Raw genomic sequence first — 14,465 nt, 5'->3', positions numbered from 1 at the left:
TCAATTATGTCTGTCAGTATCATGCGCCCTTTAAATATTGCTGTCATCGGCTCCGGAATCTCCGGCATGGCCTGCGCCTGGCTGCTGAACCAGCACCACCGGGTCACGTTGTTCGAGAAAGACGACCGTCCCGGGGGCCACTCCAATACTTCGGAGCTGACGTTTGAAGACGAAACAGTGTGTGTCGACACCGGATTCATCGTTTATAACCCGGTCAACTACCCCAACCTGATCAAACTGTTTGACCAGCTGGACGTTCCCACGGCGGACACCGATATGTCGTTTGCGGTCTCCAGCGACAGTACACGCCTGGAGTATAGCGGCTGTGGACTTAATGGATTCTTCGCTCAGCGTGCCAATCTGCTGCGTCCCCGTCACTGGCAGCTACTGCGCGAGATCCTGCGCTTCTATCGCGAAGCGCCGGAGCTGACAGACGAGGCGGCGATTAAGCAGGAAACGCTGGGCGAAATGCTGACACGGCGCGGCTATTCCGAGGCGTTTATCAACCACCATCTTATCCCCATGGGCGCCGCGATCTGGTCAACGCCTGCCGATCAAATGCTGGATTACCCCGCCCTGACCTTTCTGCGTTTTTGTCAGAACCACGGTCTCGTGCAGCTCAAAGACCGGCCCCAGTGGCGCACGGTCGTGGGCGGCAGTCGGGAGTACGTAAAACGCCTGCTGGCACCGCTGGAAGGTCAGCTTCGCATGAACAGTCACATCCGGCGCATTCATCGCACGCACAACGGCGTTATTCTCGAGCATCTGCATGGCCAGAAGGAACACTTTGATCATGTCGTTCTCGCCTGCCATGCCGATCAGGCACTGGAATTGCTGGCTAAGCCGACCGCACAGGAGCAGCGCTTACTCAGCTGTTTTCCCTATCAAAGAAACCGTGCCATTTTGCACAGCGACCCCAGGCTGATGCCCAAGCGCCGCAGTGCCTGGGCAAGCTGGAACTACCTGAGTGCAGGACGCGGCTCCGGCGACCGGCTTTCGGTAACGTACTGGATGAACCGCCTGCAGCCGATCAACAGCCGACGAGACCTCTTTGTCACGCTTAACCCGATCGAAGAGCCTCGAACCGAGCGTATTCATCGCAGTTTTCTTTACGATCACCCCCAGTTTTCACTGGAGTCTATTAGCGCCCAACAACAACTGTGGACACTGCAGGGCCAGCAAAATACCTGGTTCTGTGGTGCCTGGTTTGGCTATGGCTTTCACGAAGACGGGCTGCAGTCGGGGCTGGCAGTGGCTGAAGCGCTGGGTGGCGTAAAACGGCCCTGGCAACTCGCTGACCCCAACAGCCGCATCCATGTGCATGACCGGGCACGCCCCAGTGGTGCCCAGACACCAGAGGCCGTGGCGTGAACTCTGTACTTTATGCCGGGCATGTCATGCACCACCGGTTTCGCCCGCACCGCCACCGTTTTATCTATCGCGTGGTTTCCTGGCTTATCGACCTGGATGAACTGGAGCAGCTCGATCGAAAACTGCGCTGGTTTTCACTCAACCGGTTCAACCTGTTTTCGTTTCATGAGCAGGACCACGGTGACACCGGTGGCCAAAGCCTGTCTGGACGGGTTCGCCAATTACTGCGCGAAAACAACATCGAGATTGGCCAGGGCAACATTCAGCTGCTCTGCTATCCGCGCATTCTGGGTTATGTGTTTAACCCCCTGAGCGTTTACTACTGCCATGACGAACAGGGCGTATTGCGCGCGGTGCTTTACGAGGTAAGCAATACCTTTAACCAGCGCCACAGCTACCTGATCGAAACATCAGACACAGAGACCGGCGACCTGATTCGGCAGAGCAGCAAAAAACAGTTCTACGTTTCCCCGTTTATGCCGATGGTGGCCGATTATCAATTTCGACTGCGGCCACCGGGAAAACAGATCGCGGTCTGCATTCGCCAATGTGACGACCAGGGCAGCCTTCTGCACGCCACGTTCACGGGTAAACGGCTCACGTTGACCGATGCTCAGCTGATCAAGACATTTTTCAGTTATCCGTTGATGACATTAAAAGTGATCGTCGGTATCCACTGGGAAGCGTTCAAGCTCTGGCGTAAGCGCGTTCCGATTCAACCGCGCCCCAGCCCACCGCAAACGACTGTTACGTTGATCCGTCCCCAGAGGGAGGTGAGTTATGAAACCGACTGAATATGCCCCGGGCCGCTCCCCGGCCGCACCAGTGGACAGCAGCTGGCTCAACCGGCGCTGCCTGCAGGCGATTCTAAAGCGTTTACCGCATTTTGATTGTGGCGTGCTCGACCTCTATCTACCGGACGGTCGCCATCTCCGGTTCGGTGAGTTTCATGAAGACCAGCCTCACGCGGAAGTGCGCCTGCACCGCTACCGTTCCGTTCGACGGCTGCTACGTGGGGGGTTGATCGGTTGGGCTGAAAGTTACATGGACGGCGAATGGGATTCACCCGATCTTTGTGGGCTTGTACGTTGGGCGCTGGAAAATGAAACCGCCATGCGCGATTTCATGAAAGGTCACCCGCTCCTGCAGCTGTTCAACCGTCTTTTGCACCTGCGCCGGAACAACAGCCGCAGCGGCAGTCGACGCAATATTGAGTATCACTACGACCTGGGCAACGCCTTCTACCGACTCTGGCTCGACCGCACGATGACCTATTCAGCCGCCCTGTTTGATACTGAAAGCTCACTGGAAGCGGCCCAACTCAATAAATACCGCCGAATCTGCAAAATGCTGAATCTGCAACCTGGCCAGCATGTTCTGGAGATCGGCTGCGGCTGGGGCGGCTTCGCTGAAGTGGCAGCGGCAGAATTTGGCGCCTGCGTCGATGGCGTCACGCTCTCCAGCGAACAGCTGGCATTCGCCCGCCGACGCGCCCATGAGCGCGGCCTTGATGCGCTTTGCCAGTTCAGCCTGACCGATTATCGCGACCTTGACCGGCAGTATGATCACATCGTTTCGATCGAGATGTTTGAAGCCGTGGGTGAGTCACATTGGCCAGAGTACTTTGAGACGCTGAAGCGCTGCCTGCGCCCGGACGGAAAAGCGGTCTTACAGATCATCAGCATTGCCGATGAGCGCTTCGAAAACTACCGCCGGGGTGCCGACTTCATCCAACGCTATATTTTCCCGGGCGGGATGCTGCCCTCCCCAAGGGTACTTGCACAGGCGATCAACCAAGGCGACTTGCGACTGACCGATTCGCTTCTGTTCGGTGAAGATTACGCGCGCACTTTGGCTATCTGGCATCGTAGCTTCACCGCTCACTGGCCGGAGATTCAATCATTGGGTTTTGATGAGCGATTCCGCCGCATGTGGAGCTACTATCTGGGTTACTGCGAGGGCGGTTTTCGTGAAGGCACCATCGATGTGGGATTGTACTGCATCGAACATCAATAGCGAGCCCGCTCAGCCCGCTGACATTTTCGCCTTGGCACGACGCAACAGACGCCCAATCACAGGGAGCCGCAAATAGAAGGGGCTGCTGTCCCAGAAGTCCAGGTGTTCAATAATGCGATCCTGCTCGTCGAACTGTAAGCGACTCATCCCCTCGATACTGAACCAGCCCATCACCGGAACGCGGGTTTCAAAACGCCATCGGATAAAGCCGCAGCCATCCGTAAGGTGCTTGTCCAAAACATGAAAGCGAGGGTTAGTACAGCGCTCAAACATATCGTGCAGTACCCGGCTCATCCCTTCCCAGCCCCGGGTATCATTGAATGGATCGCGAAAGTGGATGTCGGCACTGACCAGTTTACGCAAATCAAGAACGGTTTCCGGAGACAGGTTTTCAAACAAAGTGCAATAACGGTCAAATATCTGCTGACGTGTCATAAGCCGGTTTTCCGTTTGATAAGCCGGAAGTATAAGCCATAAGGAAGCAAGCGGAGCATTTTCATAATTAATGCAAACCGCCATGGAAAGGCAATCTCAAACCCGGGCCGTTGCATCCCTTTTACGATTGACCGGGCCGCCTCTTCCGGCTCAATCAAAAATGGCATTTTGAACTCATTTCGATCGGTCAGCGGGGTCCGTACAAAACCGGGATTGACCAGTTTTATATCGATATCACTGCCCTCCAGCTCGCAACGCAAAGCCTCGGCCGCGTTGATCACGGCCGCCTTGCTGCCTCCGTAAGCTGCGGCCGTGGGCAAACCGCGATATCCGGCCACCGACGCGACCAACACCATCGTGCCACAGCCGCGGCTGCGAAAGGCGGGCAGCAACCGTTCGACCAGCCGCATCATGCCCAGGTAGTTCACGTCAATCAGCGCCTGACAGCGTTCCAGAGAAAACTGATCAACAGGCATGGGCTGATGATTACCGGCACAAAGTATTGCGGCATCGGGTACACCCCATCGGGCACAGAGCGTACTGAAAGCATCGTGCACGCTCTGTGGCTCGGTCACATCGAGTGTCAACGGCGAAATCTGTCCGGGGAAGTGCTGGGCATCCTTCACAAGATCCTGCAACGGCTCCAAACGGCGACCGCTGACAACAACAGAGTGGCCAAGGCGGGCCAGTTCGAGTGCCGTAGCGCGACCGATACCACTGCCGGCACCGGTAATCCAGATTAGCTGGGACGAGCCAGTCAACATATTCACCCCCTTTTAGGGACGCATACGCTGACCGGCGCGGTGCGGTTCAGTTAAACCTTGAAGCGGTTAACCAGTTCACTCAAACGCTTCTCGATCTCGGCCATGGTTCCCGACATGCTGGACATTTCGCCCGCGTTTTTGGAGGAGCGCTCAGCAATATCGGCAATCTGCTGCACACTCTGGCTGATTTCGTCTGCGACCGCCGTTTGCTCTTCGGCAGCACTGGCAATCTGGGTGTTCATTTCCGTAATCAAACCTACAGAGCGCGTGATCCGGCCCAGTGACTCGTTGGCATGGCCCGCGGTTTCCATGGTCGAATGGCTCTGGGCCTGACTCGCTTCCATCACCTCCACAGCCTGACGCGCTCCGGACTGAAGCCGTTCTATCATGCGATGGATCTCTTCGGTGCTCTGCTGAGTCCGGGTTGCCAGCGTGCGAACTTCATCCGCAACCACCGCAAAGCCGCGCCCCTGCTCACCTGCGCGGGCCGCCTCGATCGCCGCATTCAAGGCCAGCAGGTTGGTCTGCTCGGCCACACCCTGAATCACGTTAACAACGGAACCGATAGCCTGCGTATCCTCGCCCAGGCGAGTGATCACTTCCGCGGCTCGATTGACATCATCAGCCAAACGATTGATGGAGCTGATAGTGTCCTGCACGATCCGCTGCCCGTCACCTGCTTCCTGATCCGCTTCATGGGCGGCTTCCGCCGCTTGGGCTGCACTGCCGGCCACCTGCTGCACCGCAGCTGCCATCTCGTGAATCGCAGCTGCGACCTGGTCGGTTTCCTGCTTCTGGATATTGGCATCGTCATGGGTGCGCCCCACCACCGCATCCATCTGCCGGGTAGATTGTGTCAGCGACCCTACGGCGCTCTTCACTTCACGCACCACATTCTGGATATTGCCGGTGAAGCCGTTGAAGCCCGTCGCTACATCGCCAACTTCATCCTGCGTATCAACCGCCAGACGCTGCGTCAGATCGCCTTCACCTTTACTGATATCGTTCAAGGCCTGCGCTGTGTTGCGCAGCGGTTTGATCATCATTCCCGCGACCACAGAAGAGAGTCCGGCAACCACCACCAGCAGGCCAAACGCGATGCCGGCAATGGTGATCATTGTGGCCTCTATACTGGCGCTCACCTCGGCGCGACGCGCAGCGACCGCCTCATCGATGTCATCAATATAAAATCCGGTACCGATCATCCACCCCCATTCGGAGATCTGATCGGCGTAGCTGAGCTTGGGCTTAACTGCGTTGACACTGGGCTTGTTCCAGTCGTACCGGACAAAGTCTCCGTTGTTCTTGGCCGCTGCGATCAGCTCCTGAACGATAACGACTCCGTTGGGGTCCGCAAGCTTCCAGCGGTTAGTGCCCTCTGCGCTGGGATCAGGCCTGTTGGCAACCACAGTTCCGTCGAACTCATAGACAAAAACATATCCATCATCGCCGTAATTCATCGACCTGAGCGCATCACGCGCATCTTCTTTGCGTCCTTGCTCACGAAGAGGTTCGATTGCCGAAAGAGAGAGCTCGATGTAGTTACGCAGCTCCTGGCGCTTGCTCTCCATCATCGATTCGCGCATGGCAATCACTTCCTCATTACCCACACGTGACATCTGGAAGTAAACCACGACCATGACCACTGCAGTGACCAGCAGCATCGGCAGGATAGAGAAGAGTGTCAGTTTGCCTTTAAGTTTAAGCTTTCCCATAGGTTCCGGCCCCCCTCCGGATATACCCCGGCAGGCCGGGGTGAAAATCAAGGAACGGGCATCCTTTGCCCCAGCAGACTCATATGCTGCGGTATAATAAATACGTTTTTTAGAAAGGGCTATTATACATTAGCAGAGGCTAAAAAAACCGCCACACCTGCCAAAAACCACTGCATATTCGCCTAAAAGGAAAGTTTTATGTTAGAAAAAATAACCAAAACAGCTGTTTTATTTACTTTTTTAGCACTATCCCCCGTGTATGCGAACGAACTGGTGAGACTGGAAACCTCGCTTGGTGATATTGAGATTGAGCTGTACCCCGAGCAGGCACCCAAAACCGTGGATAACTTCTTACGTTATGTGAGCGAAGGTTTTTACGACGGTTTGGTTTTTCACCGGGTTATTCCGGGATTTGTCATTCAGGCAGGCGGTATGACCGGCGACTTCAAAACCCGGGCAACCAACGCACCGATCATCAACGAATCCGACAACGGCCTCAGTAACGAGCGGGGAACGCTATCGATGGCCCGCACCCGGGAGCCTGACAGCGCGACCAGTCAGTTCTTTATCAACCTGCAACATAACGACCGCCTGGACAGTAAGCCGGGGCAACCCGGATATGCGGTATTCGCCAGAGTGACTGAAGGGATGGATGTGGTAGACCGGATCGCTCAGGTCGAAACAACGACACGGCCACCCTTTCGCGACGTCCCGGTGGTTCCGGTGGTGATCGAGAAAGCCACACGTGTAGAGCCGACGCAAGGGCAATGATTCGAAGCCGCGTCCTACTGGGTTGTGTCCGGCTGGCGCCGGATCGCCGCGTACTGGCCGGTCATCGTGAACGCCCGCTCTCCGGCACACTCAACATCCACCGATAATTCCAGACGCCCGCGCCCCCGTGTAGCCACACGCTCGATAAAAGCCTGACAACTGGCCGAATCCGGACGCGCTACACGGGCCGTAAAAGCACCGGTTACCGGCGCCTCAAAAAGCTGCTCGCTGCGGGCGATAACCACATCGCAATCGAGCCCTTGTTCACGCAGCTGCAGCGTTGTCAGACACCAGCCCGCCAGCGTCGCCAACGCGGCGATAGAACCGCCAAAACCGGTTCCCTTGTCATTGACGTTGGGACCCAGCGGCACAGTCAACGTGAGTGATTCACCGTCATAGTCCAGACGCTCAAGCTGCATCGCTTTCGTTAGCGGGATATTTTTATGCAGCCAGCTTAAAAACTGAACCGGATCAGTCGTCAGGTCAGTCATGGCTCGGCCAATCGCTGATCAGTGCATGAGGATCAGCATCAGGCGTCGGTTTCTCCTTGATGACGTTCCCCAGGTAGATAAAGCCAATCAGTTGCTCATGGGTGCGCAATCCCAAGCCCTTGGCAACCAGCGGATTAAACGCCAGAGCACCGGAGCGCCACATGGCACCCAGTCCCAGAGCACTGGCTGCTTGAACCACAGCGTGAGCGGCGCACCCGGCTGTAATCACCTGCTCACTGACCGGCACTTTGGGATGCTCCTGGGTAACCGCGATCGCAGCCAATATCAACGGCGCACGCCCCGGCATACTGCGCAGCTTTTTGAGTTGAGCCTCATCCAGCTCGCCCTGCTCGGCTCGGCTGGCTTCCACGAACAGTTCACCCAGCGCTTCGAGACCCTTTCCCTCAATACGCAGGAAGCGATAGGGCTGCAGAGAGCCATGATCCGGTGCGCGAGCGGCCGCCCGCATCAGAGTTTCAAGCTGCTCAGCCGACGGAGCCGGCGCCTTCAGCAACGGGCTGGAAGTACGATTAAGCAGCAGATCCAAGGCTTCCATTTCACTCTCCTTATTGACGCGCCAGGCGCGGATTTCCGGGTTCGTCGCTGATACTCGTTCGATAAGGATTGATATCCAGGCCGCCGCGGCGCACGTAGCGCGCATAAACACTCAGTTTTTGCGGCCGGCAGCGCTGCCAGATATCCATAAAGATGTTCTCCACGCACTGCTCGTGAAAATCACCATGCTCACGGTAGGATACGATATAAGCCAGTAGCCCCTTGCGGTCGATTTTGCCCCCTTTGTACCGGATCTGCAGGCTGCCCCAGTCCGGCTGACCGGTCACCGGGCAGTTTGACTTAAGCAGATGACTGACCAGGGTTTCGCCAACTACCTCGTTGCCAGCAATAAGCAGGTTAGGCTCTGGCGTATAGTGCTCGACATCGATCTCCAGATCATCGATACAGCGTCCCTCCAGTTGCCCGCCCTGAACAGGCAGATCCGGCCTGAAAAGCTTCACGCTGACATCGGCACCGGCGGCCTGGCTCAGATCCTGACGCAGGTGCGACTGCACCTCCGACTCAGAACCAAAACGGGTCAGGTTGTAGGAGTTCAGGTAGAGCTTAAACGACTTCGACTCGATGATATGGCTGGATGATGCCGGAATCCTGAACTCCGCCAGACGAACCACCGGCTTACCCCGGCTGTCGAGCCAGGAAAGCTCATAGGCGTTCCAGATATCCACACCGCGAAAGGGTAGCGTCGTACGATCCACTCCACGCGCCTGCCAGTTAACATCCCGGGCTATGGGGTAGAGCAAAGTCGGGTCGTACCGATTAACGTATCGCGTCCCCTGACCCAAAGGAGACTGCTTGATCGATTCATGTTCGCTCATCAGCTGCGGATGCCCTTACCAATCTTAAGTAGGTGAAGCGAGAACGTGGCCAGCACAGCGATAAAACCGATAATCATCGCAAATGCGAAACCCACGTTGATATCACTGACCCCAAGAATGCCATATCGGAAGGTGTTTACCATATACAGAATTGGATTGAGCTGAGAAACGCCCTGCCAGAACCCGGGCAACAGCTCGATACTATAAAATACACCGCCCAGATAGGTTAACGGCGTCAGAATAAATGTGGGCACAATGGCAATATCGTCAAACGTGGTGGCATAAACCGCATTAATAAATCCGCCGAGAGCAAACACGACTGAGGTCAGTAATACGATCGTCACCGTCACGACAAAATGATGAATCTGCAGGTCCGTGAAAAACAGTGATAGCAACGTGACGATAAAGCCCACCATCAGGCCCCGCGCCATACCACCGATCACGTAGCCGGCCAGGATCACCCAGTTTGGCACCGGTGCCACCAGCAGCTCCTCAATATTATGCTGAAACTTGGTACCAAAAAACGAGGAGACCACGTTACCGTAGGAGTTTGTAATCACAGACATCATGATCAACCCGGGCACGATATACTCCATGTAGCTGAAGCCACCCATTTCACCGATGCGCGAGCCGATCAGGTTACCGAAGATAATAAAATAAAGCGTCATCGTGATTGCCGGGGGCAACAACGTCTGCGCCCAGATTCGGGTGAAACGGCGTACTTCCTTAACGACGATGGTCCAGAAAGCTGTCCACAGCAACTGGCTATGCATGAAGCGACTCCTTATAGGTTTTTATCCACGAGCGAAACAAACAGCTCTTCCAGACGGTTCGCCTTGTTCCGCATACTGACCACCGAACAGTCCAGGGATGACAGCTGGGAAAACAGTGGATTCAGCCCCCGTGACTTCTCCACCTCCACCTCCAGCGTGTGGGCATCGCGCAGACGCACCTGATAACCCTCCAGCTCCGGCGCGGCCGAGATATCACGATCCAAATCCAGTACAAAGGTTTCTACGTTAAGTTTGGCCAGCAGGGACTTCATGCTGCTGTTCTGGATAATCTGACCGTGATCGATGATCGCAATATTGCGACACAAGCTCTCAGCCTCTTCCAGGTAGTGGGTGGTCAGGATAATGGTGGTGCCAGCGGCATTGATTTCGCTAAGAAAATCCCACATGGAGCGGCGCAGCTCAATATCAACACCCGCTGTTGGTTCATCGAGAATCAGCATTTTCGGGTCGTGAACCAGAGCCCGCGCAATCATCAGGCGGCGTTTCATCCCGCCCGAAAGCATACGAGCCCGCTCGTCACGCTTATCCCACAACCCCAGCTTACGCAGGTAGAACTCGGCACGTTCCCGCGCGTGTTTTGCGCCGATGCCGTAGTAGCCGGCCTGGGTAATGACGATATCGATCACACGCTCGAACGGGTTGAAGTTAAACTCCTGGGGCACAACGCCGAGACATAGCTTGGCCCGTGTCAGATCGCGGTCGATGTCATGGCCGAATACAGAAACAGCCCCACCACTTTTGTTGACCAGCGAAGAAACGATCCCAAGCGTGGTGGACTTACCCGCCCCATTCGGACCCAGCAGAGCAAAGAAATCGCCCTCCTGCACCTCCAGTGAGATCCCTTTCAGGGCCTCAAAACCATTGCCGTACGTCTTGCGCAGATCCTTTATACTCAGCGCCGCAGTCATAAAAATCCTATTGTCTGTTGGAACAAAGTACCGCTGCACCTAACTTTACAGCCACAGGCCACCGGAAGCGGTAAGTTCGAGAAGGCTCCAGACGGAGCGACAGGATAGTACGTTATGGGGACTCAACGGTTTCATTTCAACCTCGGACTTGTGATTGCCGCCGGCCATCCCCACAATTCCTGTTTTGAACATGCTGTTTGAGGATACCGTGACCGATTTCCACACCTACCACGTCAACCTGTTGAAACTTGCCTATAACAACCTGATCAAGCAGGAACCATTCAGTAACCCGGCACCCAATCCGATCGACCGGGAGTTCATGGAGCAGTTTGCGGAACTGGCGGAAGGGTTTGAGCAACATCAGGGATGGGCGTTCGAAGAGGGCCAGGCGGTGATGACCCGACTGGTTCGCGCCTACCCTCAGCTGGTCCACCTGGTCGCGCGCGACCTGTTCTGGCTGTTTGGCGGCGATTGCCTGCATCATATGGCCGATGAAGAGCTTGAACTGTTTGCCCAGCTTGACGAGGCACGTGCAGAAGCCGAACGGGAAAACCGCCCGTTTGATTACCTCGCCGAACGCACCCGGCTTTTCAACACGTGATAACCCATGCCCGGCGATGACGTCGGGCAACAAACCGCACCGCACATCTAACGCGCATCACCAGCGAATGAATAAAACTCTGAGTAGATCAAGAAGTGAGATTTGGAGCGGGAAACGAGACTCACTGGCCGGCACCCGGTCGTGACCCCAACGGATGAAAAGCAGGGTCGCTTTTATACGAAGTAGCTGAAGTTTAGGTTACAAAGAAACGAGATTTGGAGCGGGAAACGAGACTCGAACCGGCCGGCGAACCGGTCGTGACCCCAACCAATAAAAAGCGGGGTCGCCCTAGCTACGAACGAACAAAAATTCATGCAAAGGAGAAAATAGATTTGGAGCGGGAAACGAGACTCGAACTCGCGACCCCAACCTTGGCAAGGTTGTGCTCTACCAACTGAGCTATTCCCGCAACATCTCTAGAAGAGAATGGCGTCCCATAGGGGGTTCGAACCCCTGTTACCGCCGTGAAAGGGCGGTGTCCTAGGCCACTAGACGAATGGGACGTAGCCGATACGCTTTCGCGTTCCTCATCGAGGAGGCGCAAATAATACGTAGCGACCCCTCCCTCGTCAACACCCTGACCCATTTTTTTTGCTTTCCGATCCCGCTCGATAAGCCGTTGATATGGAAGCGTTTAAAAAATACACAGATCCATCCCATCGCGCCCGCTCTACGGCGAGGAAAACAGGGATTGGACAACTTTTTGAGTGCCTGGCACGACTATCCAAGTGAGAATAGAACTTGACTGGGGGGCGCCACAACGAGTGAAAAGCAGGGTCGCTTTTCTACGAAGTACTAAAACCTGGATTACAAAGGAGTGAGATTTGGAGCGGGAAACGAGACCAGAACCGGCCGGCGTTCCGGTCGTGACCCCAACCAATAAAAAGCGGGGTTAACCTGGCTACGAACGAAGAGAGCTAAAACTAATCGAAAAAAGATTTGGAGCGGGAAACGAGACTCGAACTCGCGACCCCAACCTTGGCAAGGTTGTGCTCTACCAACTGAGCTATTCCCGCAACATCTCTAGAAGAGAATGGCGTCCCATAGGGGGTTCGAACCCCTGTTACCGCCGTGAAAGGGCGGTGTCCTAGGCCACTAGACGAATGGGACACATTTCGCCGCCCCCTTCACGTTTGGGAGCGGCGAAAATATTAATGACAGCCTGATAACGGGTCAAGCATTTTTTTTCATGAATTTGCTATAGAATCAGAAGCCTAAACGATCCCATCCGCTCCAGGGGTAATCAGAGCAGCGCTGTTCAGAGGAACGTTCATGACACCAACAGAAACCGGCATGCTGATCTTAGGCGGCGTTGCCGTACTGGCGATTACCGCTTATATCGTGCAATCGATTGAAAGCCAGCGCCGGGCGCGACGCATGAGACTCCTTGCGTTAAAGGACCAGATCCGCCGCGCGGACCATCTGCTTGCCAGCCTGCCCTCATTCTATGTCACTCCGGATATGCGCAACCTGCTGATTCGCTATATGGAAAAACGCTGGCGGCTGGTTATGGAGCTTGACGCCAACCCGGTCCATGGGCGCGAACTGGAACGGCTCAACGGCATCGCGGCTCAGCCCTTTGACCCGGGACAGTACCCGCAGGGCTCACTGACGCACTCCGACACTCGGGACAACGCGCGGAGAAATCGCGCCCTGATACGGGAGCTTGCGCAGTTTATTACCGATCTGCAGAAACAGAATCAGGTCAACAAAAATACCGCCCAGGAGATGATCCGGCATTTGAAGCAGAGCTACACCCGCTTAACCATCGAGCTGGAATTGATGGATGCCCAGCAAACCGAGGAGGTCGCCGGCCCTCAGGTGGCGTTGCACTCCTACAAAAGCGCACTGACCCGACTTCAGGGATTCAACAATGCGTATCAGATTGACGCTCAGATCTTTGCACTGACCCGCAAGATCGAGCAGTGTGAGAAGATCGCCGAGGAGATCCGCCAGCAGCAGGAAGCGGAGCAGAAAGCACGCGACCAGGCTGAGCGGGAACGAGAGCAGCGCGAACGCTACCGCTAGCGCCCCGCTCCCAGCAGCTTCATCTTCAGCGTGACGTTATTGCGTGAATCCGCATTCTGCAACACGGTTTCTTCCGATATGCGTCCAGCACTGTAGAGCTCCAGCAAATTGGCATCGAAGGTATGCGTCCCCGGGTCGCTGCTTTGTTCCATGGTTTCCCGGATACGCTTGAAGTCGCCTCGCGCTATCAGCTCTGCTACGTAGGGCGTGTTAACCAGAACTTCTGTGGCGGGCAGATATTTGCCATTAATATCGCGGACCAGACGCTGTGATACGATCGCCCGCAGGTTCATGGAAAGATCCTGGCTGATCTTTTTTATCTCGGTATCCAGGAAAAAGTTGGCGATATGCTCCACCGCCTGCGTTGTATTATTGGAGTGCAGCGTCGACAGGCAGAGATGGCCGGTTTCGGAGTAGCGAATCGCCTGCTCCATGGTGTGTCGATCACGAATTTCACCAATCAGAATTACATCAGGCGCTTCTCGCAGACCGTTCATCAGGGCATTTTCGTAGGAGAGCGTATCGATCCCAACCTCACGCTGGTTAACCAGAGAGCGTTTGTTGGTGTGGATATACTCGATGGGATCTTCCACCGTCAGAATGTGCCCCGTGGCCCGCTGGTTTCGATACTCGATCATCGAGGCGAGGCTGGTAGACTTACCGGATCCAGTGGAGCCCACGATCAACACCAGGCCACTGCGCAACATCACCAGCTCCTGCAGGTAATCAGGCAGGTTCAGATCCTGAATGCTGGGGATACGGTTGCGAATGAATCGAATAACCAGAGCCACGTCACCGCGCTGACGGTAGACATTGATTCGAAATCGCCCCAGCTCCTTCACGTTGTGGGAGAAATTCATCTCCATGTCCGACTCAAACACTTGAGTCTGGTGCTCATTCATCAGCGAATAAGCCAGCTCATGGGTCAAGCCGGGCGGCAGAGTTTTCTCTCCCACCGGGCGCATCAGCCCGTCGATCTTTATCTGCACCGGCGCATCCGTGCTGAAAAACAGATCCGACGCCTGCTTTTCGACCATCAGCTTAAGATACTGGTTAATATCGAGCATTCCTTTCCCCTCTGCCCGTTAGCGCTCTTCCTGATCCCATAACGACTTTTTAACGTCCAGGGCATGATCGCAGGAGTTCAACGAAAACCCCACAAGCACCACCAGGATCACAA

General features: G+C 55.5%; 15 protein-coding genes and 4 tRNA genes. 6 read left to right on the top strand and 13 right to left on the bottom strand.

Translation table 11 applies throughout. The features are described from left to right. Positions 1–6: 6 nt before the first annotated feature. Genes G403_RS0112140 through G403_RS0112130 form a run of 3 tightly spaced genes read left to right on the top strand, consistent with a single transcriptional unit; the run spans position 7 to position 3,387 of the window. On the top strand, positions 7–1,371 hold the full coding sequence (locus tag G403_RS0112140; protein WP_027854233.1) for an NAD(P)/FAD-dependent oxidoreductase: 1,365 nt from the start codon (positions 7–9) through the stop codon (positions 1,369–1,371). After that, positions 1,368–2,165 (top strand): DUF1365 domain-containing protein, encoded by a 798-nt coding sequence (locus G403_RS0112135; RefSeq protein ID WP_027854232.1) that lies wholly within the window; start codon positions 1,368–1,370, stop codon positions 2,163–2,165. Before G403_RS0112140 ends, G403_RS0112135 begins: the two co-directional genes overlap by 4 nt. Then, positions 2,152–3,387 (top strand): SAM-dependent methyltransferase, encoded by a 1,236-nt coding sequence (locus tag G403_RS0112130; protein ID WP_027854231.1) that lies wholly within the window; start codon positions 2,152–2,154, stop codon positions 3,385–3,387. Before G403_RS0112135 ends, G403_RS0112130 begins: the two co-directional genes overlap by 14 nt. A 9-nt stretch (positions 3,388–3,396) precedes the next feature. Here the strand turns inward: G403_RS0112130 and G403_RS0112125 are convergent, their stop codons facing one another. The 3 genes from G403_RS0112125 to G403_RS0112115 are packed head-to-tail and all read right to left on the bottom strand — an operon-like array spanning position 3,397 to position 6,301. Next, on the bottom strand, positions 3,397–3,822 hold the full coding sequence (locus G403_RS0112125; protein ID WP_051298940.1) for a nuclear transport factor 2 family protein: 426 nt from the start codon (positions 3,820–3,822) through the stop codon (positions 3,397–3,399). Next, positions 3,819–4,586, bottom strand: a complete 768-nt coding sequence (locus G403_RS0112120) for an SDR family NAD(P)-dependent oxidoreductase (protein WP_027854229.1) — start codon at positions 4,584–4,586, stop codon at positions 3,819–3,821. The genes G403_RS0112125 and G403_RS0112120 overlap by 4 nt, the downstream gene beginning before the upstream one ends. Positions 4,587–4,636: 50 nt before the next feature. Further along, on the bottom strand, positions 4,637–6,301 hold the full coding sequence (locus tag G403_RS0112115; protein ID WP_027854228.1) for a methyl-accepting chemotaxis protein: 1,665 nt from the start codon (positions 6,299–6,301) through the stop codon (positions 4,637–4,639). A gap of 273 nt (positions 6,302–6,574) precedes the next feature. On the opposite strand from G403_RS0112115, the gene G403_RS0112110 reads away from it, so the two are divergent. Continuing rightward, a complete protein-coding gene (locus tag G403_RS0112110) occupies positions 6,575–7,072 on the top strand; it encodes a peptidylprolyl isomerase (RefSeq protein WP_245578309.1) in 498 nt (165 codons plus the stop codon). A 14-nt stretch (positions 7,073–7,086) separates the two neighbouring features. Here G403_RS0112110 and G403_RS0112105 read toward each other — a convergent pair whose 3' ends face one another. Genes G403_RS0112105 through G403_RS0112085 form a run of 5 tightly spaced genes read right to left on the bottom strand, consistent with a single transcriptional unit; the run spans position 7,087 to position 10,656 of the window. Continuing rightward, on the bottom strand, positions 7,087–7,563 hold the full coding sequence (locus G403_RS0112105; protein WP_027854226.1) for a YiiD C-terminal domain-containing protein: 477 nt from the start codon (positions 7,561–7,563) through the stop codon (positions 7,087–7,089). Next, complete coding sequence (locus G403_RS0112100) at positions 7,556–8,119, bottom strand: nitroreductase family protein (RefSeq protein ID WP_027854225.1); 564 nt, start codon at positions 8,117–8,119, stop codon at positions 7,556–7,558. Before G403_RS0112100 ends, G403_RS0112105 begins: the two co-directional genes overlap by 8 nt. Positions 8,120–8,129: 10 nt before the next feature. Beyond that, positions 8,130–8,954: an NADPH-dependent 7-cyano-7-deazaguanine reductase QueF gene (gene queF, locus G403_RS0112095; protein ID WP_027854224.1), complete on the bottom strand. Its 825-nt coding sequence runs from the start codon at positions 8,952–8,954 to the stop codon at positions 8,130–8,132. Beyond that, positions 8,954–9,727: an ABC transporter permease gene (locus tag G403_RS0112090; protein WP_027854223.1), complete on the bottom strand. Its 774-nt coding sequence runs from the start codon at positions 9,725–9,727 to the stop codon at positions 8,954–8,956. The genes queF and G403_RS0112090 overlap by 1 nt, the downstream gene beginning before the upstream one ends. Positions 9,728–9,738: 11 nt before the next feature. Then, a complete protein-coding gene (locus G403_RS0112085; RefSeq protein WP_027854222.1) occupies positions 9,739–10,656 on the bottom strand; it encodes an ABC transporter ATP-binding protein in 918 nt (305 codons plus the stop codon). Positions 10,657–10,846: 190 nt separating this feature from the next. Here G403_RS0112085 and G403_RS0112075 point away from each other — a divergent pair, with 190 nt between their 5' ends. Continuing rightward, positions 10,847–11,257, top strand: coding sequence for a PA2817 family protein (locus tag G403_RS0112075; protein WP_051298938.1), 411 nt, complete (start codon positions 10,847–10,849; stop codon positions 11,255–11,257). A 333-nt stretch (positions 11,258–11,590) separates the two neighbouring features. Here the strand turns inward: G403_RS0112075 and G403_RS0112070 are convergent. From G403_RS0112070 to G403_RS0112055, 4 genes are all read right to left on the bottom strand, one after another. Next, positions 11,591–11,666 (bottom strand) — tRNA-Gly (locus G403_RS0112070). An 18-nt stretch (positions 11,667–11,684) separates the two neighbouring features. Then, positions 11,685–11,760 (bottom strand) — tRNA-Glu (locus G403_RS0112065). Between the two features lie 437 nt (positions 11,761–12,197). Next, positions 12,198–12,273, bottom strand: a tRNA-Gly gene (locus tag G403_RS0112060). An 18-nt stretch (positions 12,274–12,291) separates the two neighbouring features. Continuing rightward, positions 12,292–12,367: transfer RNA gene (locus tag G403_RS0112055), tRNA-Glu, on the bottom strand. Between the two features lie 162 nt (positions 12,368–12,529). Between G403_RS0112055 and G403_RS0112050 the strand changes: the two genes are divergently transcribed. Next, complete coding sequence (locus G403_RS0112050) at positions 12,530–13,285, top strand: hypothetical protein (RefSeq protein ID WP_027854220.1); 756 nt, start codon at positions 12,530–12,532, stop codon at positions 13,283–13,285. Here the strand turns inward: G403_RS0112050 and G403_RS0112045 are convergent. Continuing rightward, entirely contained in the window at positions 13,282–14,352 is a 1,071-nt protein-coding gene (locus G403_RS0112045) for a PilT/PilU family type 4a pilus ATPase (RefSeq protein WP_027854219.1), read from the bottom strand. The two genes, G403_RS0112050 and G403_RS0112045, sit on opposite strands and share 4 nt — an antisense overlap. Between the last annotated feature and the right edge of the window lie 113 nt (positions 14,353–14,465).

This window comes from Marinobacterium litorale DSM 23545 (genome assembly GCF_000428985.1).
Taxonomy (GTDB): Bacteria; Pseudomonadota; Gammaproteobacteria; order Pseudomonadales; family Balneatricaceae; genus Marinobacterium_D; species Marinobacterium_D litorale.
This window is presented reverse-complemented; position numbering and strand designations above follow the sequence as displayed.